The organism is Geothermobacter hydrogeniphilus, from assembly GCF_002898515.1.
Classification (GTDB): Bacteria; Desulfobacterota; Desulfuromonadia; order Desulfuromonadales; family Geothermobacteraceae; genus Geothermobacter_A.
Genome location: NZ_PPFX01000043.1, coordinates 1 through 20250, shown reverse-complemented (window position 1 = coordinate 20250; position 20250 = coordinate 1). Strand labels below are relative to the sequence as shown.

Below are 20250 nucleotides of genomic sequence, written 5' to 3'. Positions count from 1 at the left end.
GAACCTCTTGCCCCGAGCCTCGTGCCTCACGCCTGGGGGTTGTCAAAATCGGCGATCGCGGTGCCGATCCCCTTGTCGGTGAAAATTTCCAGCAGACAGGCGTGTTCCATTCGCCCGTCGATGATATGGGTCTTGCCGACCCCGGCCCTGACGGCCTCGACGCAGCAGTTGGCCTTCGGGATCATGCCGCCGGTCAGGGTGCCGTCGGCGATCAGTTCCGACACCCGGCGGTGGTCGATGGTCGAGATCAGCTTGCCGTCCTTGCCGCGGACTCCTTCGACATCGGTCAGCAGGATCAGTTTCTCCGCCCGCAGCGCTCCGGCGATACGCCCGGCGACCAGGTCGGCGTTGATATTGTAGGAACGGCCGTCGGCACCGATGCCGACCGGGGCGATGACCGGAATGAAATTGCTCTGTTCCAGCGCTTCGATGACCTCGGGGTTGATCTGCTCGACTTCGCCGACCATGCCGATATCGATGATTTCCGGGGTCAGGGTGTCGGGATTGAGCTGTTTCATCTCCAGCTTGCGGGCGGTGATCAGTCCGCCGTCCTTGCCAGTCAGACCGACCGCCCGGCCGCCGTGGCGGTTGAGGTTGGCGACGATCTCCTTGTTGACCTTGCCGCCGAGGACCATCTCGACCACGCCCATGGTCGCCGCGTCCGTGACCCGCATCCCCTGCACGAAGCGGGTTTCGATTCCCATCGCTTCGAGGACCTGGCCGATCTGCGGACCGCCGCCATGCACCACCACCGGGTTGAGACCGATGTATCTCATCAGAATGATGTCGCGGGCGAAGCTCTCCTTGAGCCGTTCCTCGACCATGGCGTTGCCGCCGTACTTGATGACGATGGTCTTGCCGTAGAAGCGCTTGATCCACGGCAGCGCCTCGGTCAGGACATTGGCTTTCTCAATCAGTTTCTGCATAGGCTCAGTAAGGGCTAAGGGCTAAGGGCTAAGGGCTAAAGGCTAAAGGCTAAAGGCTAAAGGCTGGGGCCGCTTTTTCCTTTCGCCCTTCGCCTTTGGCCGCATTCCGCTTTTAAAGTATATACCTCGACAGATCCTCGTCCTCGACGATGTCGGCCAACCTGTCACGCACGTAGTCGGCGTCAATGGTCAGGCGTTTTTCGGTCATCTCCGGAGCGTCAAAGGAGATCTCTTCGAGCAGCCGTTCCATGATCGTGTGCAGCCGTCGTGCGCCGATATTCTCGGTGCGCTCGTTGACCAGTGCCGCGGTGCGGGCGATCTCGTGAATCGCTTCATCCTCGAAGGTCAGCTCCAGCCCCTCGGCTTCCAGCAGGGCAATGTACTGGCGCATCAGGGCGTTGCGCGGTTCGGTGAGGATACGGACGAATTCCGCTTCCCCGAGACTCTCCAGCTCGACCCGGACCGGGAACCGTCCCTGCAGCTCCGGGATCAGGTCGGACGGCTTGCTGACATGGAAGGCGCCGGCGGCCAGGAAGAGAATATGGTCAGTCCTGATCGGACCGTACTTGGTGTTGACGGTGCTGCCCTCCACGATCGGCAGGATATCCCGCTGGACTCCCTCGCGCGAGACCTCCGGCCCCTGCATCCCTTCGCGGGCGGCTATCTTGTCGATCTCGTCGATGAAGATGATGCCGCTCTGCTCGGCGCGGGTGCGGGCGAGCTGCTTGACCTGGTCCATATCGACCAGCTTTTCGGCCTCGGTCTGCACCAGGATTTCGCGGGCTTCGCTGACCTTGATGCGCTGGCGCCTGGTTTTCTTCGGGAACAGGTTGCCGAACATCTCCTTGATGTTGAAACCCATTTCCTCGGTGCCCTGCGGGGTGAAGACTTCCATGGTCGGTACGTGGCTTTCCTGGGTTTCCAGTTCCACGAAGCGGTCGTCGAGTTTGCCGTCGCGCAGCAGTTTGCGCAGTTTTTCCCGGGTTGAGCCCGGCTGGGCGGCGGCGGTTTCGTCGAAACGGTGCGCCTCGCCGGGCAGCAGCAGATCCAGCAGCCGTTCTTCGGCGACGTCCTCCGCCTTGACCCGGACCTTTTCAGCTTCCTCTTCCTTGACCATGACAATGGCCAGTTCCAGCAGATCGCGGACCATGCTTTCGACATCGCGACCGACGTAGCCGACCTCGGTGAATTTGCTCGCCTCGACCTTGATGAAGGGAGCCTGGGCCAGCCTGGCCAGTCGGCGGGCGATTTCCGTTTTGCCGACCCCGGTGGGCCCGATCATGATGATATTCTTCGGCGCGATTTCCTCCCGCAGTTCCGGAGCGACCAGCTGCCGGCGCCAGCGGTTGCGCAGGGCGATGGCGACCGAACGTTTGGCCTGCTGCTGGCCGATGATGTAACGATCCAGTTCCGAGACGATCTCGCGCGGGGTGAAGTTGTTCATGGCAGCGCCTCCACGGTGATCTGCTCGTTGGTGTAGATGCAGATACCGGCGGCTATCCGCAGCGACTGTTCGACAATGGCGCGGGCGTCGAGATCGGAATGGGCGGCCAGGGCGCGGGCGGCGGCCAGGGCGAAGCTGCCGCCGGAACCGACGGCGGCAATGCCGTCATCCGGCTCGATGACATCGCCGGCGCCGGAGAGAATCAGGGTGGTTTCGCTGTCGGCGACAATCAGCAGTGCTTCGAGACGGCGCAGCACCCGGTCGGTGCGCCAGTCCTTGGCCATCTCCACCGCGGCGCGGGTCAGGTTGCCGCGGAACTCCTTCAGTTTCGTGTCGAATTTATCAAACAGGGTGAAGGCGTCGGCGGTGCTGCCGGCGAATCCGGCCAGAACCTGGTTGTCATGCAGTCGGCGGATTTTGCGCGCGGTATGCTTCATGACGGTGTTGCCAAGGGTGACCTGGCCGTCGCCGGCCAGGGCGACATCATTGTCTTTGCGCACGCAGATGATGGTGGTGCCGCGGAACATGGGTTTCTCCTCAACGGGAACCGGATTGATTTGATCAGTTAAGGTCAATTTGCGAAAAACGCAAATATATCATAGCGGGACGGGGAGAAAAAGGACGAAAGCGGCCTCAACGGTCTTCTTTTTCGGGCGCGAGCGGCAGGCTCAGGGAGAAGGTGGCGCCGCGGCCGGGGAGGCTTCGCACGTCGAGTCGACCACCGTGCGCGCGGAGGAACTCCCGCGCGTAATAAAGCCCGAGACCGAAGCCGCGGACCTGCCCGGTGTTGTCAGGATCGATCTGGTAGAATTTTTTGAAGATTTTCTGCTGCTGGTCAGGAGCGATGCCCGGCCCGGTGTCGGTTACGCTGAGTTCGATGTATTCCGCTCCGGCCGCTGCCGTCAAAGTGACCCTGCCGCCTTCGGGGGTGAATTTCAGGGCATTGTCGAGCAGCGCCCGCAGGCAGAAACGGATCTGTTCCTGGTCGACTCTGACCGCGGGCAGGTCGTTCGGCAGATCGCAGATCATCTCCAGCCCGTGCAGGGTGGACTGCTCCCGCAGTTCGACCAGGATGGCGGGGACGAGATCGGCAAAGTCGACCAGGGTGCGGTGGGGCGGGCGTGGGTTGAGAACCTTGCCGCTGTACTGCAGCAGGTCCTGGATGAGGCTGGCCAGGTAGTTCGACTCTTCCTGGATCAGTGCGAGGTTGCGGTGGACCGCGGCATCCGGGTGGTTTTCAAATTCCCGCGCCAGGTTCTGAATGAACAGCGAGATAACCGTAACCGGGGTCTTCAGCTTGTGCGAAATCAGGCCGAGAAAGTCGCTTTTGAGCTGATCCATCTTCTGCAGTTCGATCAGCTCTTCACGCAGGCTTATTTTTTCCAGCACCTTGCCGATGGTGGTGCGCAACTGCAGCAGGTTGATCGGTTTACTGATAAAATCATCGGCGTTCAACTTCAGTGACCGGAGAATGACCTCCTTGTCACCGTAGCCGGTCATCATCACCACCGCCCGGTTGGGATTCTGCTGCTTGATCTCCTGCAGCAGGTCAAGGCCGTTCATTCCCGGCATCATGACATCGGTCAGGACCAGGTCAACCGGTTCTCTGCCCAGTGTTTCCAGGGCTTCCCGGCCATCCGCGGCCTGCAGGGTGCGGTAGTTGTCCAGGGCCCTGGCGCAGAGATCGCGGAGCACTTCTTCGTCGTCGACGATGAGAATGGTGCGATCGGACTGCCGTTGTTCCAGGGCGGGCCCCGGACGGGACGATAATTTCATGAAGGTGCCGATTTTCCTTTGGTTCAGCCGTCCAGTTGCTCCTTGATCAGTGTCGTGGTCTGTTCAAGAGTGGCGGCCAGTTTGTCCGGTTCGCTGCCGCCGGCCTGGGCCAGGTCGGGACGACCGCCGCCCCGGCCGCCGATGCCGGCCGCCAGTTTGCCGACCAGTTGTCCGGCATGCAGGCGGTCGGTCAGGTCTTTGCTGACGGCAACCAGCAGGTTGGCCTTGCCGTTGAATTCACAGCCGAGGACCAGCGCGCCGCTGCCGAGCTTGTCGCGCAGCTTGTCGGCCATCTCGCGCAGCTGCTTGCCGTTCATGCTTTCCACCGCCGTGGCCAGTACTTTGATGCCGGCGATCTCAACCGTTTTGGCCAGCAGATCTCCGGCCTGGCCAGCCTGCAGTTCAGAGCGCAGTCTGCTGACTTCCCGTTCCAGCTCCTTCTGCTGTTCGAGCAGTTTCTCCAGCCGCTGCGGCAGCTGTTCCGGGTCGGACTTGATCAGGCCGGCCGCGCTGTTGAGAACCTGCTGCTGCTGTTGCACCCGTTCCAGAGCGCACTGGCCGGTGACCGCCTCGATGCGGCGGACGCCGGCGGCGATGCCTCCTTCGGAAATGATGCGGAACAGGCCGATGTCGCCGGCCGCCTCGGCATGGGTGCCGCCGCACAGTTCTTTACTGTAATCATCAATGCTGATGACCCGCACCACATCCCCGTATTTTTCACCGAACAGGGCCATGGCCCCGGCTTCCCTGGCGGCATCGGCGGACATCTCCTCGGCCTGGACAGCGGCATTGGCGCGGATCTGGCGATTAACTTCGATTTCGATGCGGCGCAGTTCGTCGTCGCTGAGAGGGGAAAAGTGGGTGAAGTCGAAGCGCAGCCGCTCCGGTTCGACCAGCGAGCCGGCCTGCTTGACATGGTCGCCGAGGATGCGCTGCATGGCCGCCTGCAGCAGATGGGTGGCGGTATGGTTGATGACAATCTGCCGACGGCGTTCGGCGTCAACCCGCAGGGTCGCCCGATCCCCGGTCCGGATGGCCCCGGTGACCACTTCGCAGAGGTGGACGTGAAGATCCGGCAGCGGTTTCCTGGTGTCGAGAATGCGCAGCGTCGCGTTTGCCGTGCAGATCTCGCCGGTGTCGCCGACCTGGCCGCCCGATTCCCCATAGCAGGGGGTGACGGCGGTAATGACGTCGACTGTTTCGCCGCAGACCGCCTCGTCGATCCGTTCGCCGCCGCGGACCAGGGCCAGCACATCTCCCTGGTCTTCAAGGGTCTGGTAGCCGCTGAAACGGCAACGGATTCCGGCGTCGACCAATTGCTTGTAAACCGCCGAAATCGCTTCCTCTCCAGATCCTTTCCAGTGTTCGCGGGCCTTGGCGCGTTGCTGCTCCATGCAGCTTTCGAAGCCTTCCTCATCAAGACTGAAACCGTCCTTCTCGACGATGTCGGCGGTCAGGTCGACCGGAAAGCCATAGGTGTCGTAGAGTTTGAAAACCGTCTCGCCGGGGATGCGGGACCGGCCGTCGGCCTTGAGTTTGGCCACTTCATCCTGCAGGATGCGCAGGCCGTTGCCGAGGGTCTGGATGAAACGATGTTCCTCGTTCTGCACCACCCTGGCGACGAAATCCCTGCGTTCGGCTTCCTCGGGGTAGGCCTCGGCCATGAACTCAAGCACGAATACGGCGGTCCGGTAGAGGATCGGGTCTTCGAAGCCGAGCATCTTGGCATGACGCATGGCGCGCCGCATGATCCGCCGCAGCACGTAGCCGCGGCCCTCGTTGGAGGGGAGTACGCCGTCGGCGATCAGGTAGGCGGTGGCGCGGCTGTGGTCGGCCAGAACCCGCATCGAGACATCATCGTCCTCCCGGTCGCCGTAACGCTTGCCGGAGAGCTGTTCGATATTGCGGATCACGTCCCGTAGCAGGTCGGTGTCGTAATTGGAGGTTACACCCTGCATTACGGTGGTGATCCGTTCCAGTCCCATGCCGGTATCGACGGCCGGTTTCGGCAGCGGCACCAGGGTGCCGTCCGGCTGACGGTCGAACTGCATGAAGACGTTGTTCCAGATCTCCATGTAACGGTCGCAGTCGCAGCCGACGGCGCAGTCGGGACTGCCGCAGCCGGTGCCGGGGCCGTTGTCCCAGAAGATTTCCGAACAGGGGCCGCAGGGACCGGTGTCGCCCATCGACCAGAAATTGTCCTTTTCGCCGAAGCGGAAGATCCGTTCTTTCGGAACCCCTTCCTGCTTGTGCCAGATGTCGGCCGCCTCGTCATCGTCGGTGTAGACGGTGACATAGAGGCGGTCAGTGTCGAGTTGCAGCTCTCCGGTGAGGAACTCCCAGGCGAAGGCGATTGCCTCCGGTTTGAAATAATCGCCGAAGGAGAAGTTGCCGAGCATTTCGAAAAAGGTGTGGTGGCGGGCGGTGCGGCCGACGTTCTCGAGGTCGTTGTGCTTGCCGCCGGCGCGGACGCATTTCTGCGAGGACGCGGCGCGGACATAGCTGCGTTTTTCGGCGCCGAGAAAGCAGTCCTTGAACTGGTTCATGCCGGCGTTGGTGAACAGCAGGGTCGGATCGTTGTGCGGCACCAGGGAGGAGGAGGAGACGACGGTGTGCCCCCTGGCGGCAAAGTAGTCGAGAAATTTCTGGCGGATCTGGCTTCCGGTCAACATGTCTGGTGCATCCTTCTTTATCGTTCACTGTTGAGCGCGGCGAGAATCTCCCCGAGGGGAAATCCGCGGCGCAGAAAAAAATTGACCACCCGGCGGCGCCGGGCGTCATCCGCCCGGGCATAGTCGAACCCGGGATAACGTCGCGCGGCCAGGTCGATGATCAGGTTCCCGCGGTCGGTCCGGGCGTCGACAGCGGCGCAGGCCTGTTCCACCAGGCTGCTTTCAATGCCGCGTTTTTTCAGCTCAAGTTCCAGGCGTCGGCCGACCGCCCGGCCGCTGCCGGCGAGGCTGCGGGCAAGCTGCTCGGCATAGCGGCGATCATCCAGGTAGCCGAGCTGCCGGCAGCGGTCAAGGACTCGCGTGACGGCCTCGGCGTCAAAGCCGCGTTGCAGCAATTTGCGCTGCAACTCGGCACGGCTGTGGTCCCGACGGGTGAGCAGTCGCAGGGCCACGGGCCAAGGGTCCTGCTCCCGTGCCCCGGGGCGATTCTTACGCTCCCGGTCATCCACGCCTAGATACGGTCGAGGTGGATGGTCTCGCCATCCTTGAGTTCGTCCCGGCCCTCGATCGTGGCATCCTTGTCTTCAAAATCTTCCCAGGTGCCGTCCGAGGTGGAAGAGACTCCCGACATCTTGAGTTTGAAATCATCGGGGTTGGAGCTCTGGCGCAGGGCTTCGTCGAAGGTGATCAGCTTCTTCTGCAGCAGCTGCATCAGCGACTGGTCGAAGGTCTGCATGCCGTAGGCGATATAGCCCTGGGCGATGGTGTCGCGCAGCAGCCTGGTCTTTTCCTTGTCCTCGATCAGTTCCCGTACCCGTGCCGAGGAGACCATCACCTCGATGGCCGGCACCCGGCCCTTGCCGTCGGCGCGCGGCACCAGCCGCTGGGAGATGACCCCCTTGAGGATCGACGCCAGCTGCATGCGGACCTGGCGCTGCTGGTAGGGGGGGAAGACGCCGATGATCCGGTTGATGGTCTCCGGGGCGTCGACCGTGTGCAGGGTGGAGAGCACCAGGTGACCGGTCTCGGCGGCGGTGATGGCGGTTTCGATGGTCTCGTAGTCGCGCATTTCGCCGACCAGGATGACGTCCGGGTCCTGGCGCAGGGCGCTCTTCAGGGCGATGTCGAAGCCCTCGGTGTCGAAGCCGACCTCGCGCTGGTTGATGATGCTTTTCTTGTCGCGATGCAGGTACTCGATCGGGTCCTCGATGGTGACGATGTGAGCGGTGCGGTGGTTGTTGATGTGATCGAGCAGGGCCGACAGGGTGGTCGACTTGCCGGAACCGGTAGCGCCGGTCACCAGGATCATGCCACGCGGTTCATCGGCCAGTTTTTTCAGCACCGGAGGCAGCAGCAGCTGGTCGATGCTCTTGGATTCAAAGGGGATGGTCCGGAACACCAGGGATACCGAGCCGCGTTGCAGAAAGGCGTTGACGCGGAAACGACCGAGTCCGGGTACTCCGTAGGAGAGGTCGACTTCGTGGACATCCTCCATCCGCGCCCGCTGTACATCGTTCATGATGTCGTGGGCGATCTGCCGGGTCTCCTCCGGGCTGATGCGCGGCGCTTTCGGCAACGGACGCAGGCTGCCGTCGATGCGATAGATCGGCGGCAGCCCGGCCTTGAGATGGATATCGGACGCCCGGGCCTTGAGCGCCAGTCCGAGAATATCATTCAGTTCCATGCGTCAGGCTCCCTGCGCCTCCGCCGGGTTGACAAGCAGACCGAAATGCTCCAGCAGCTTCGCTTCGATGGCGTCGGCGGTTTCCGGATGTTCGCTGAGGAAGATCTTGGCATTTTCACGCCCCTGGCCGATCCGTTCACCGGCATAGGAATACCAGGCGCCGCTCTTGTCGACGATGCCGTGTTCGACGCCGAGGTCGATGATGTCGCCGACGCGGGAAATGCCGCGCCCGTACATGATATCAAATTCCGCTTCCTTGAAGGGCGGGGCGATCTTGTTTTTCACCACCTTGACCCGGGTACGGTTGCCGATCACATCCTGGCCCTGCTTGATGGCGGCGATGCGGCGGATATCCATGCGCACCGAGGCGTAGAATTTCAGCGCGTTGCCGCCGGTGGTGGTTTCCGGGTTGCCGAACATGACGCCGATCTTCATGCGGATCTGGTTGATGAAGATGACACAGCAGTTGCTCTTGCTGATGGTTCCCGTCAGCTTGCGCAGCGCCTGTGACATCAGTCGTGCCTGCAGACCGACGTGAGTGTCTCCCATCTCTCCCTCGATTTCGGCGCGCGGCACCAGGGCGGCGACCGAATCGACCACCAGCACGTCGATAGCGCCGCTGCGAACCAGCACCTCGGTGATTTCCAGTGCCTGCTCGCCGGTATCGGGCTGGGAAACCAGCAGATCGTCGGTGTTGACGCCGAGGTTCCCGGCATACTGCACATCAAGGGCGTGCTCGGCATCGACAAAGGCCGCGATGCCGCCGTTTTTCTGCGCTTCGGCAACGATATGCAGGGCGAGAGTGGTTTTGCCAGACGACTCGGGACCGTAGATCTCGATGACCCGGCCGCGGGGAACGCCGCCGATGCCGAGGGCGATGTCCAGCGACAGGGCGCCGGTCGAAATCGCTTCGACATCCGGCAGGCTGTTGTCGTCGCCGAGGCGCATGATGCTGCCTTTGCCGAACTGTTTTTCGATCTGCCCCATGGCCAGTTCGATGCTGCGGGTGCGATTGTTGTCCGCCATGATTTCCTTGTCCTCCCATTCAGGTTGGGATCAGGTTAGTCCGCTGTCGTGTCAGAATATGTCACGCCGCCCAGGTTAGCTTCAGCCCGCGGCAGGTGCCTGGCGGCGCCGGGCAGCAGACGGCTTTCATAGAGTACCATGCTGCCGATTCGAAGCCGTCCGCCGTCAATGGCGCCGAGCCGGGTCAGCGGTTCGCTCAGGTCAAGCGGCCGGCCCCGGATGCGACCGAGAGTCAGGTGCGGGCGGAACGGTTTCTCGTCCGGTGGGATGCCGCAGCTGCGAAGTGCATCATCAAGTTTTCGGTGCAGTCGGGTCAGCTGCATGAGCGAATCCGGCCCCAGCCAGATGACCCGCGCCCGGCGTGGTGTCGGGAAGGCACCGAGTTGCTGAAAGTGGATTTCGAAGGCCGCGCTTAAACGAGCTACCGATAGCATAGAAACAGCAACTTGTTCAAGCGTTTCCTCGTTCCGGTCGCCCAGGAAACGAAGGGTCAGGTGGAGGTTGTCAAACCGGCTCCAGCGGATTGGAGGAAGGATGGCGCCTATCTGCCGTTGAACAGCCTCGAGATGTTTTTTGTATTCTTCCGGCAGGGGGATGGCGATAAAGCTGCGGCGGAGGTCGGCAGCTTCAGGTCCCGGTGGCGGCGACGGCATCCGTCTCCCCTTCAAGCGGCAGTACGATGTGGAAACTGCTGCCCCGACCGCCATCGGCGGTGCCGGCCGATTCGACCCAGATCATCCCGCCGTGGGCTTCGATCATGCCGCGCACCAGGGTCAGGCCGAGGCCGACTCCCTTGCCGCCGAAACTGGCCTGCGAAGTGTGGTGACTGGTGATCTCACCGACTTCATAGAACTTGTCGAAGATATGGACCTGCTCTTCCGGGTCGATGCCGACTCCGGTATCGCGGATGGTCAACTGCAGGTAGGCGGGATGCAACGGGCGATCGAAGAAGTTGGTGGTGAAGGGTTTCAACTTTTCCTTGCGGCCGACCAGGTCGGCGGCCGCTATATTCCGCCCCGTAATGTCGATCATGCCGCCGGGCGGGGTGAACTTGGCGGCATTTTCCAGCACCCGCTGCACGGCCCGCCGCAGGTGGTCGGGGTCGCCGTACAATTCGATTTCGGGCAGCAGGTCGATGGAAAGCTGCAGCTGCAGCTTTTCCAGACGGCTCTCCAGGTTGCTGCCGATGCTTGAGAGCAGTGGGACAAGGCGGATCTTTTCCTTGCCGAGGTAGATGCTCTGGGCTTCAAGCCTGGCCACTTCGAGCAGATCGTTGACAATTTCCTGCAGCCGCTCACCCCCGCGATGGACCGCCTGCAGCAGTTGCTGCTGCTGTTGATTCAGCAATTTGCTGTTGTCGAGCAGCAGTTCCGATCCGGAAAGAATGTAGGTCAGCGGGGTGCGCAGTTCGTGGGAGGCCAGGGCGAGGAAATTGTTTTTCATCCGTTCCAGGCGTTCCAGGGTGCGGGTCGCTTCCTGCTGGCGGCGCAGGTTCTCCTTCAACCGGTGACGGGACGCCTCGAGTTCCCGGTTGCTGGCCTCGGTCAGCCGGTTCTGCCAGCGCAAGGCATCGAGCAGCTCGGCCCCTTCGACCGCGGTTCCGGCCTGACGGCCGATGGCCATCAGCAGTTGGGTTTCCTCGCGGGTGAAGACCCGCGCTTTGCGGCTGTAAATGAAGAGGACGCCGAGGGTGCGGCCGGCGATTCCTATCGGAACCGCTAAAAATCCTTTCCAGCCGTCCTCCAGAACCGTTTTCGACCAGCGTCGCCGATCATGGTTGAGGTCTGTGGTGGAACGCGGTCGGCCATTGCTGATCACCCTGCCGATCAGCCCCTGGTCGGGGCGGATGCGGGCCAGTTCCCGGTTGACCTCGGAGGAGATATTCAGGCCGGCCGCAAGGTGCAGGGCACTGCCGGCATGTCGCAGCAGGAAAATGCCGCCGCCGGTGGTGTCGAGGGTTTCGACGACCGTTTTCAGCAGTCCGTTGAGCAGGCTCTGCAGATCCTGACTGGAGGCGGCGCTGTGGGCGATGCGGTTGAGCAGGGCCAGGTCGCGGTTTTTACGACGCAGTTCGTTTTCGATCTGCTTGATCGCGGTGACGTCGCGGACGGTTCCGTGAACAACCTGCTCATGGCCCAGGGTTCCGAGACGGGCGTGGACAGCGCCGATGAAGGTCGAGCCGTCCTTGCGGCGAAAAAGCAGTTCCCCCTCTTCTCCATAGCCGTATTTGCGGACCTTCTTGACCAGGCGCTGGTAGCGGCGTTTCTGGTGTCCGGGAAACAGGTTGTCGAGGTTCATCCCGTCCAGTTCCGCGGCGGAATAGCCGAACAGTTCACAGACGGTTCGGTTCTGTTCCACCAGGCGCTCGCCGGCGGCATCGAGAAAAAACATCGCGTCGCCGGCAAAGGTGAGCAATTGTCGGCTGCGCAGGCGGGCCGCGCTGACGTCCTGTTCCAGCGTGTCGATATGCTGCTGTCGGGCTTCCAGTTCCGCGGCAAGTCTGCGGACCTGCCGTCGGCTGCGGGCCAGCGACAGGCCCAGGATGAAGAAGGCCGCCAGGACAAGTAGGAACAGGATCAGACCGGCAACGGTTGAAAGTTCGGTGAACGGCAACGGCATCTCAATCCTCCTGCAGATGCCTGCGGGCCGCAGACTGCAGCCAGTCCAGGGCCTTTGCCAGCGTCAATTCCCGGATACGACGGCGGCTGCCGCTGAGGAACAGTCGCTCGCAGTGGAGCCGGTCGCCATCGGCCAGGGCCAGGTAGACGGTGCCGACCGGCTTCTCCGTTGTTCCGCCGCCGGGCCCGGCAATGCCGGTGACCGCCAGTCCGAGATCGGTTCCCGCCGCGGCACGAACACCGCGCGCCATGGCTTCGGCGCACTCGCTGCTGACTGCGCCGACCCCGTTGAGGATCGCTTCGGGAACCTGCAGCCAGTCCCGCTTGGCGCTGTTGGCATAGCAGACCACGCCCCGTTCGAGAAAGGCCGAGGCGCCGGGAATCTCGGTCAGCCGGGCGGCGATCAGGCCGCCGGTGCAGGACTCCGCCAGCGCCAGGGTCAGGCCGGAGCGGATCAGCAGCTCGGCAGTGACTTTTTCGCTGCCGGTTGTCGGAACCTCTATGTCGATGGCGTCGGGCATGGGCAAAGGTTCAATCGAGGTTCAAGGTTCAAGGTTCAAGGTCCAGCTTCCAGCCTCCAGTTTCAGGTGAAAATCGCCAGGCAGAAACGCAGTGCCAGGGCGGCGTAAATACCGGCGGCGACGTCGTCGAGAACGACCCCGAGACCGTTTTTCATCTCCCGGTCAAACCAGGATGCGGGCGGCAGTTTGGCGATGTCGAAGAGGCGGAAGAAGAGGAAACCGAGGATCGCCGCCGTCCAGCTGAAGGGAAGCAGGGCCACCGTGACCAGGTAGCCGAGCAGTTCATCGATAACGATGCGTCCGTCGTCGGCAACACCGTAATAGCGGCCGGCACGGTCGGAGACGCGAACGGCGATGACCAGCAGCAGCAGCCAGGCCAGGGTATAGAGAAATCCGCCGAGATGGCTGAGCAGCCAGAAAGCCGGAATCCCGGCCAGGGTGCCGAAGGTCCCCGATGCGACCGGCGCCAGGCCGAGACCGCCGTTGGTCGCCAGCAGCAGCGCCAGTCGCGGTTCTGTGCCGCGGGCGTGATCCGCTTCCGTCATTCCTGTTCCTTCCGGGTGAAGAGTACGTCGGCTGCCCGTTCGACAGCGCGGTAGATATCCGGCAAATCAATCTGATGCCGCTCGGCGAGTCGCCGGCAGTCTTCGAACTCGGGGGTAACCCGCAACAATCTGCCGCCGTCGAAGAAGAGTTTGACCGCGACCTCGCCCCAGGGGGTCGAAACCCGGCCCGCCTCCCGGCGAAGCTTCAGGCGCCGCTGCAGGTCGATGCGGACCCCGCCGGCGCTGCTCTGGCGCAGCAGCTGTTGCGCCAGAGCGTCGGCCTGTTCCGGCCGCGCCAGGATGCGGACCGCCGTTGCCGGGCGGTTTTTCTTCATCTGCAGCGGACTGAAGACGACGTCCAGGGCTCCTGCCGCAAACAGCTGGTCCATCAGGTGTCCGAGCCATTCCGGGTTGCCGTCGTCAAGGTGACTTTCCAGCACCGCGACCTGGTCTCGCTGCGGATCTGACTTCCGGCTGTGGCCGAGAAAGCCCCGCAGCAGGTTGGGCCGGTCGGCAAGATCGCGTCCCCCGACACCGCAGCCGACCCGGTCGAGCCGCATCGGTGGCAGGGAACCGAAACGTGCCAGGGTGACGACGATGGCCGCCCCGGTGGGGGTGACCAGTTCATAACCGGAATCGGCATCGCAGACCGGGTGCCCGGTCAGCAGCTCGGCGGTGGCCGGAGCGGGCAGCGGCATGCGGCCGTGGGCGGTGTCGACGAACCCTCGACTGAGGGGCAGCGGAGCACAGATCAACTGTTCGATGCCGAGCAGGGAGAGCCCCAGGGCCGCGCCGCAGATATCGATGATCGCGTCGACGGCGCCGACTTCGTGAAAGTGGACCTGGTCGATATCGCAGCCGTGGACCTTCGCTTCAGCTTCGCCCAGCCGCCGGAAAATCCGCCGGGCCGTATCACGGACCGTTTGCGGAAGGTCGCTGCCGGCCAGCATGGCGTCAATTTCCTTCCAGTGTCGCTGCGGTTGACCGGTGTCGCAGAGAACCTCGACCCGCGTGCCGCCGAGCCCTTGACGGGATTCGCGTCCGATCCGCAACCGCCAGCCGCTGACCGGCAATCCTTTCAACCCCTCTTCCAGTTGCCGTGTCTGCAGCCCGAGATCGATCAGCAGACCGAGCAGCATGTCTCCTGAGATGCCGGAAAAGGTGTCGAGATAGAGCGTCTTCATGCCGGTTGTCGTCTCAAGATGCGCGCGGCGGCGAAGGCGGCGCCGAAGCCGTTGTCGATGTTGACCACGGTGACTCCGCCGGCGCAGGAATTGAGCATGCCGAGCAGGGCGGCAACGCCGCCGAAGGCCGCGCCGTAGCCGACCGAAGTGGGCACGGCGATGACCGGGACCGCGACCAGGCCGCCGACGACTGATGGCAGGGCCCCTTCCATTCCGGCGACAACAATGATCGCCGCGGCCCGGCTGAGAGGATCGGTTTCAGCCAGCAGGCGATGGATGCCGGCGACGCCGACATCGGTCAGTTCCTCAACCTGGATCCCGAACATGCGGGCGGTCACCATTGCTTCGCGGGCGACCGGCAGGTCGGACGTCCCGGCACAGGCAATCAGCAGCGGTCCCCGGTGCAGGTCGGGCAGGGGAGACAACTGCAGGCAGAAGGTCCGGGCGAGAGGATCGTAGTCTCCCTCGGTCCAGCGGCTGGCCAGGAGCCCGCCTTTCTCTTCATCCAGCCGAGTGACGAGAATATTCCGTTGTCGACCGGTCATGGCGGAGACGATGGCCAGCAGCTGCTCCGGGGTTTTGTTTTCGCCGAAGATGACCTCGGGGGCTCCCTGCCGCAATTCGCGGTGATGGTCGATCCGGGCGATGCCGATATCCTCGAAAGGCAGATGCCGCAGCCTCGCCAGCCCCTCATCAAGGTCAATACGGCCGTCCCTGATCTCGGCCAGGAGATTTTTCAATTCCCGTTGGTTCATAAATAGTCGAAGCTCGTTGCGGTGGCAGGAAAAGATTTAACTATAACAGCCGGGTGGGGCTTTGCCAATCGCGGGGCGGGGCTCCGGCTCCGGGAACGGCCGACGCTGTGGGCGGGGTGGCTACAGCCCCAGGTCGCCGGCGATGTCCTGCAGGGCCCTGAGCGACAGTTCGCAGAATTCATCGAGAGGAATGCCGGCCAGTTCGCACTCCCGGATGATGTCACGGTTGGCGCCGGCGGCGAAGGATTTTTCCTTGATGCGTTTGCGGACCGACTTCGGTTTGACGGACGCGAGTTTTTTATCCGGGTAGACCAGCGCGGTGGCGATAACCAGCCCGGTGATGGTTTCGCCCGCCGCCAGCGCGTGGTGAAAGGTAGAACTGCGGCGGTCGGGGTGTGCCTCCTCGTTGTGCAGGCGGATCGCCTCGATGATCTCGGCATCGAGGCCCCGTTCGGAGAGAATCCGCACCGTCTCGTGGGTATGGCGTGCCAGGTCGTCAGCCGTCCGTTCGACATCCAGATCATGCAGCAGTCCGGCCAGTCCCCACTGTTCTTCGTCGGTTCCCAGTCGGCGTGCCATGGCGCGCAACACCGCCTCGCTGGCCAGAGAGTGCTTGATCAGGTTGGGGGTTTCAATGTGTTGCCGAACCAGGTCGAGAGCCTGGTCGCGGGTCATACCGTAGCTCATTGCCGTCTCCCTTGGGGGTGAGATGGTCAGCATAGCAGAAAAAAAGGGTTCCTGCCTTTCTTATCCCGCCTGCCTGGTGTCGGAGCCCCGCAGGGGGATCACCTTGCAGACCTCGCGGTTCGATTCCCGTTCGTTGAGAACTTTTTCCGGGTCGTGGAGGATGTCGTGAAACTGGCGGAATTGTTCCCAGAAAATTTCCACCATTTTGTTCATTCGCGAGAGGGGATCGGAGCACTGGGCGAGGGCGTTGTCAATCCTGAATTGCAGCCCCCGGGCGCGGTGGCGGTGATGTTCGGGGAAACTGGCGATGGTCTGTTCAATAATGGCGCGGCTTTCGCGCTCGAATTGCTCCGGGTCGGTGTCGATCAGGGCGCTGAGGCGATCGATGATGGCCCGGGTGTCGTCAACTTGCGGCAGCATGGGATACCTCCGTCGGTTGTGCCGGCATGCCGGCCTTTCTTTCTCCCGAGGCAGTGCGTTCAGCCCTGTCCCGGCTCCAGTCATTCAATCCGTTCTTCGGCGAAACGGGGCATAAGATAACGTTGAAACAAACGTTGCTGCAGATCGTCGGAGTCGGCTCCGTCCAACTGAAGTTCGGCATGCAGCAGCAGCGGATCGGCGATCCGGGCGCTCTGCGGGCGCCAGCCCTGCCAGTGGTCGGCATGGCCGAAGCGTTTCATCAATCGAATCCGGCCGTTGGGGTCGGGGATCAACTGAAGTCGCAGCATGGTGCGCAGGGCATCACCGTCGTAGTGCAGGCTCGCCCCGGTGGCTGTTCCCTGCTGCAGCAGCAGGCAGGTGCCGAGTCGGCCGCCGACGAGAACCGTCTCTGTCATGCCCTGCTGTTCGATCAGGTTCGGCAGGTCCGAGATCTTCAGCCCGGCGGCGAGGCGGCATCTCTGGCAGTCGAGGCTCGGCTGCAGCCGTTCACCGTAGCCGAGTTCCCAGCGCAGCAACAGGTCATGACGGGATTGCAGAAGGCGCTGCCCGCCGCTGTTTCTCAGATAGTCGAGTTCTTCAAGCTCGCGCAGGATCGGGCCGACCGCCCCGAGGGCGATGCCCGCCTCTCCAGCCAGGTCCCGGTAGGTCCAGCGCGCCGCCTGCGGCACCCGCAGCAGCAGAAAAACAAGTTTCAGCCCGGCCGGCTGGAAGGCCCGGCTGCTGCGCCCTCGGCGCTCCACGCGTTTGCGGCCGCTGACTTCAACGTAGAGAGGCGGTCGTTGCAGGCTGGCGTTGCCGGCGGCATCGACATAATCAACGCCGCTCTGGCGGAGTTTGCGGCTTAAATCCTCGGAGATGTAGTCGGTCACCAGCAGGGAACGGTCGGGTGCGGGGCCGTTTTTGATCTGGTTGATGGCAATCTCGGCACCGGCGGTTGAAAGTCGCAGCCGGGTCATGACCAGGTAGTCGAGTTCTCCCCAGGGGCCCTTGAGATGAAGAGCATCGGGGTCGGCGGGGTTGCTGCCGGGTTCGATGTAGGCCGCCTCGCAGCCCCGCAGGGAACGCAGGTTGCGCAGGCAGTCTTCAAGTGTTCGTTTTTCGTTGTCGGTCAGATTGCGTCCCATCCCTGTGGCTCCTTGTTCATCATTGTAGCCTGTTCAGTGATTGTGAACAAGGGGGTAACGGTGAACGTGGGTTCAGAAATCGGGCTGGAGGCTGGAGGCTGGAGGCTGGAGGCTGGAGGTGCGAGGTTAAAACCTTGAGCCTTGTACCTCGAACCTCACATCTTACCGATAAACACCTCGCGCGGGCGGCTGGTGCCGTCGGAGGGGCCGACGATTCCTTCCTGCTCCATCTTTTCGATCATCCGCGCCGCCCGGTTGTAGCCGAGGCGCAGGCGGCGCTGCAGCATCGAGATTGAGGCCTGGCGGGTTTCACTGATGATGGCCAGGGCTTCATCCCACTTTTCATCATAGTCATCATCACCGCTGCCGCCGCCGTCGGCAGCGGCCGGGGCTTCGAGGATGCTCTTGTCGTACTCGGGATCGCCCTGTTTTTTGAGAAAATCGACCACCCGCTGGACTTCCAGTTCGGAGACGAAGGCGCCGTGAACGCGCTGCAAAACCCCCGTTCCGGGAGGCAGGAAGAGCATGTCACCCATACCGAGCAGACTTTCGGCCCCCATCGAGTCGAGGATGGTGCGCGAGTCGGTGCGCGAGAAGACCTTGAAGGAGATGCGGGTCGGGAAGTTGGCCTTGATCAGGCCGGTGATGACATCGACGCTCGGTCGCTGGGTAGCGAGAATCAGGTGGATGCCGGCGGCGCGGGCCATCTGCGCCAGGCGGGCGACGCTCTCCTCAATTTCGCGTCCGGCAACCATCATCAGGTCGGCCAGTTCATCGACAATGACGACGATATAGGGCAGGTGACCATGGTCGAGCACCTCTTCCGGATCCGGAATCGGGGCATCGGGGTCGAGTGCTTCCGTCACCTCCTCGACGACCATCTTCCCGCGCGCCCTGAGTTTTTCCGCCTCTTTCTCTTCTTTGGCGACCTTCTTGTTGTAGCCGTCGATATTGCGCACGCCCTTGTCGGCCATCAGTTTGTAGCGCCGCTCCATCTCCCGCACCGCCCAGGCCAGGGCCAGCGACGCCTTCTTCGGGTCGGTGACCACCGGCAGCAGCAGGTGGGGAATCCCCTCGTAGATGGAGAGTTCGAGCATTTTCGGGTCGACCATGATCAGCCGTACGTCGTGCGGCGTCGCCCGGTAGAGGAGCGAGAGAATCATGGTGTTGATGGAAACCGACTTGCCGCTGCCGGTCGAACCGGCGACCAGCAGGTGGGGCATCTTGGCCAAATCGGAGACGACCGTATGACCGAAGATATCGTTGCCGAGCGCCATCGGCAGTCTGCCGCCGCTTTTCTGGAATTCCGACGACAGGAAAATATCCTTCAGGTAGACGGTTTCCCGCTGCTTGTTGGGAATTTCGATCCCGACCACGCCGCGGCCGGGAATCGGCGCGACGATGCGGATCGACAACGCCTGCAGGGCCATGGCCAGGTCATCGGCCAGCCCGGCGATCTTGTTGACCTTGACCCCCGGCGCCGGAGCGAACTCGTACATGGTGACCACCGGACCCGGCTTGACCTCGGAAACCTCGCCGTCAACACCGAAGTCCTTCAGTTTTTTCTCCAGCAGACGGGCGTTCATCATCAGCGCGTCGCGGTCGACGGGCGGCGCCGGCGCACCCTCGTGGTCAAGCAGGTTGAGGGTTGGCGGGTGGTAGGTGCCGGTCGGTTCGAGAAACTCGAACGCCTCCTGCTCTTCCGGCGGCTCCTTCTTTCTGCGTTTGCCGCGGGTGACCTTGGGGGCGGGCGGCGGCAGCTGCACCGGTTCGGTCTGGACAATGATCGGTTCCTTGTCCAGTCTGACCCCCTTGACCAGGGCCTTCTGCTTTTTTCGGGCGCGCCGCGCGTCCCGGCGCTTGTTGAGAAAGGTTCCGGCTCGCTCGGCCAGGCCTTCCAGGAAAAGCACCAGGGAAAAGCGTGCTACCAGCATGAAGGCGACCAGGAAAAAAACCAGCAGCACGATGAAAGCGCCGGTGAGGTTGAGATAGCCGCGCAGCAGATCGGCGAACATCCGGCCCAACGCTCCGCCGGCCTCGTTGATCGGTTGGCCGAAGGGGCTGACCAGTCGCCAGTGCAGGGCCAGCAGGCCGTCAAGGCTCAGCAACAGCAGCAGAAAGGCGCCGATCTTGTAGAGGCGTACCTTGACATCGCGGAACTTGAGCAGCCGCCAGGCGAACAGAAAACAGGCCAGCGGCACCAGGAAGGCCGGCAGGCCGATAAGCTGAAAGAAAAGATCGGCCAGGTGGGCACCGACCACGCCGCCGAAGTTGCTGATCTGCGGCGGATGCAGGTTGTTGTTGAAGGAAGGATCGTTGATGTTGAAGGAGACCAGGCTCAACAGCGTAAAGATGCCGAAGGCCAGCCAGAAAAAACCGGCGATTTCCTTTTGCAGATGCTCGCGGAAAAATGGTTTGTTGTCGTCGCTCATAACCAGCGCACTATAGCGCAATCCGTAAGTATTTGGCAATCTTGCCGGAATCGGTTGCCGGCAGACCGGCAGGGTGTTGAAACGTCAGGTTCCTGAGGCAGAACAAAAATGTCCAGTTGCAAGGCGTCCGCAGCCCCGCGGCATAAGGCGTACCGGAAGGTCCGTCGTTGACGCGGGGGAAGGGTAACGCAGCAGATGGACGTTTTTCATCAGCCCGCTAGGAGGCTGTTGATGAACTGGCTGCAAATCCGCGCGTTCGGCCCATATCCCAGCTCCATTTTGCCCCATAGCCGCTGCTATGAGGCTGCAATTGAGCCGAAATCTGTGCTCAAACGCTCGAATTTTCGCTTCAGCCTGTATAGTCCGTATATGGTCTCCCCCCTTTTTGCAAGGGCTTTGTGTCGTTAATGACAGG

Annotated in this window: 18 protein-coding genes; all 18 read right to left on the bottom strand. The window is 62.6% G+C overall.

What is annotated here, in order from left to right; all coding sequences use genetic code 11:
- Positions 1-26 precede the first annotated feature (26 nt).
- Entirely contained in the window at positions 27-926 is a 900-nt protein-coding gene (gene argB, locus C2E25_RS14770) for an acetylglutamate kinase (RefSeq protein WP_103116494.1), read from the bottom strand.
- A gap of 112 nt (positions 927-1038) precedes the next feature.
- A complete protein-coding gene (hslU, locus tag C2E25_RS14765; RefSeq protein ID WP_103116493.1) occupies positions 1039-2370 on the bottom strand; it encodes an ATP-dependent protease ATPase subunit HslU in 1332 nt (443 codons plus the stop codon).
- Positions 2367-2897, bottom strand: coding sequence for an ATP-dependent protease subunit HslV (gene hslV / locus C2E25_RS14760; RefSeq protein WP_103116492.1), 531 nt, complete (start codon positions 2895-2897; stop codon positions 2367-2369). Before hslV ends, hslU begins: the two co-directional genes overlap by 4 nt.
- 106 nt (positions 2898-3003) lie before the next feature.
- Complete coding sequence (locus C2E25_RS14755; protein WP_103116491.1) at positions 3004-4146, bottom strand: hybrid sensor histidine kinase/response regulator; 1143 nt, start codon at positions 4144-4146, stop codon at positions 3004-3006.
- Positions 4147-4169: 23 nt separating this feature from the next.
- On the bottom strand, positions 4170-6815 hold the full coding sequence (alaS, locus tag C2E25_RS14750; protein ID WP_103116507.1) for an alanine--tRNA ligase: 2646 nt from the start codon (positions 6813-6815) through the stop codon (positions 4170-4172).
- 20 nt (positions 6816-6835) lie between these two features.
- Positions 6836-7270: a regulatory protein RecX gene (locus C2E25_RS14745; RefSeq protein WP_233189448.1), complete on the bottom strand. Its 435-nt coding sequence runs from the start codon at positions 7268-7270 to the stop codon at positions 6836-6838.
- A gap of 59 nt (positions 7271-7329) precedes the next feature.
- Positions 7330-8502 carry a type IV pilus twitching motility protein PilT gene (locus C2E25_RS14740; RefSeq protein WP_103116489.1) on the bottom strand — a complete coding sequence of 391 codons (1173 nt, stop codon included), beginning with the start codon at positions 8500-8502 and terminating at the stop codon, positions 7330-7332.
- Positions 8503-8505: 3 nt separating this feature from the next.
- Positions 8506-9528: a recombinase RecA gene (gene recA / locus C2E25_RS14735; RefSeq protein WP_103116488.1), complete on the bottom strand. Its 1023-nt coding sequence runs from the start codon at positions 9526-9528 to the stop codon at positions 8506-8508.
- A gap of 35 nt (positions 9529-9563) precedes the next feature.
- Positions 9564-10181 carry an RNA 2',3'-cyclic phosphodiesterase gene (gene thpR / locus C2E25_RS14730; RefSeq protein ID WP_158247281.1) on the bottom strand — a complete coding sequence of 206 codons (618 nt, stop codon included), beginning with the start codon at positions 10179-10181 and terminating at the stop codon, positions 9564-9566.
- Positions 10156-12147 (bottom strand): ATP-binding protein, encoded by a 1992-nt coding sequence (locus C2E25_RS14725; RefSeq protein ID WP_103116486.1) that lies wholly within the window; start codon positions 12145-12147, stop codon positions 10156-10158. Before C2E25_RS14725 ends, thpR begins: the two co-directional genes overlap by 26 nt.
- A gap of 1 nt (position 12148) precedes the next feature.
- Positions 12149-12667, bottom strand: coding sequence for a CinA family protein (locus tag C2E25_RS14720; protein WP_103116485.1), 519 nt, complete (start codon positions 12665-12667; stop codon positions 12149-12151).
- Positions 12668-12729: 62 nt separating this feature from the next.
- Positions 12730-13212 carry a phosphatidylglycerophosphatase A gene (locus tag C2E25_RS14715; RefSeq protein WP_103116484.1) on the bottom strand — a complete coding sequence of 161 codons (483 nt, stop codon included), beginning with the start codon at positions 13210-13212 and terminating at the stop codon, positions 12730-12732.
- Positions 13209-14396: a nickel pincer cofactor biosynthesis protein LarC gene (gene larC, locus C2E25_RS14710; protein ID WP_103116483.1), complete on the bottom strand. Its 1188-nt coding sequence runs from the start codon at positions 14394-14396 to the stop codon at positions 13209-13211. The genes C2E25_RS14715 and larC overlap by 4 nt, the downstream gene beginning before the upstream one ends.
- Positions 14393-15151 carry a nickel pincer cofactor biosynthesis protein LarB gene (larB, locus tag C2E25_RS14705; RefSeq protein WP_103116482.1) on the bottom strand — a complete coding sequence of 253 codons (759 nt, stop codon included), beginning with the start codon at positions 15149-15151 and terminating at the stop codon, positions 14393-14395. Before larB ends, larC begins: the two co-directional genes overlap by 4 nt.
- 120 nt (positions 15152-15271) lie before the next feature.
- The gene (locus C2E25_RS14700; protein WP_103116481.1) at positions 15272-15838 is read right to left on the bottom strand and encodes an HDIG domain-containing metalloprotein; all 567 of its coding nucleotides are present in this window, start codon (positions 15836-15838) and stop codon (positions 15272-15274) included.
- A 60-nt stretch (positions 15839-15898) separates the two neighbouring features.
- Positions 15899-16258, bottom strand: a complete 360-nt coding sequence (locus C2E25_RS14695) for a DUF3135 domain-containing protein (RefSeq protein WP_158247280.1) — start codon at positions 16256-16258, stop codon at positions 15899-15901.
- Between the two features lie 80 nt (positions 16259-16338).
- Positions 16339-17403, bottom strand: coding sequence for a hypothetical protein (locus C2E25_RS14690; protein WP_103116479.1), 1065 nt, complete (start codon positions 17401-17403; stop codon positions 16339-16341).
- Between the two features lie 155 nt (positions 17404-17558).
- Positions 17559-19835, bottom strand: coding sequence for a DNA translocase FtsK (locus tag C2E25_RS14685; protein WP_103116478.1), 2277 nt, complete (start codon positions 19833-19835; stop codon positions 17559-17561).
- Between the last annotated feature and the right edge of the window lie 415 nt (positions 19836-20250).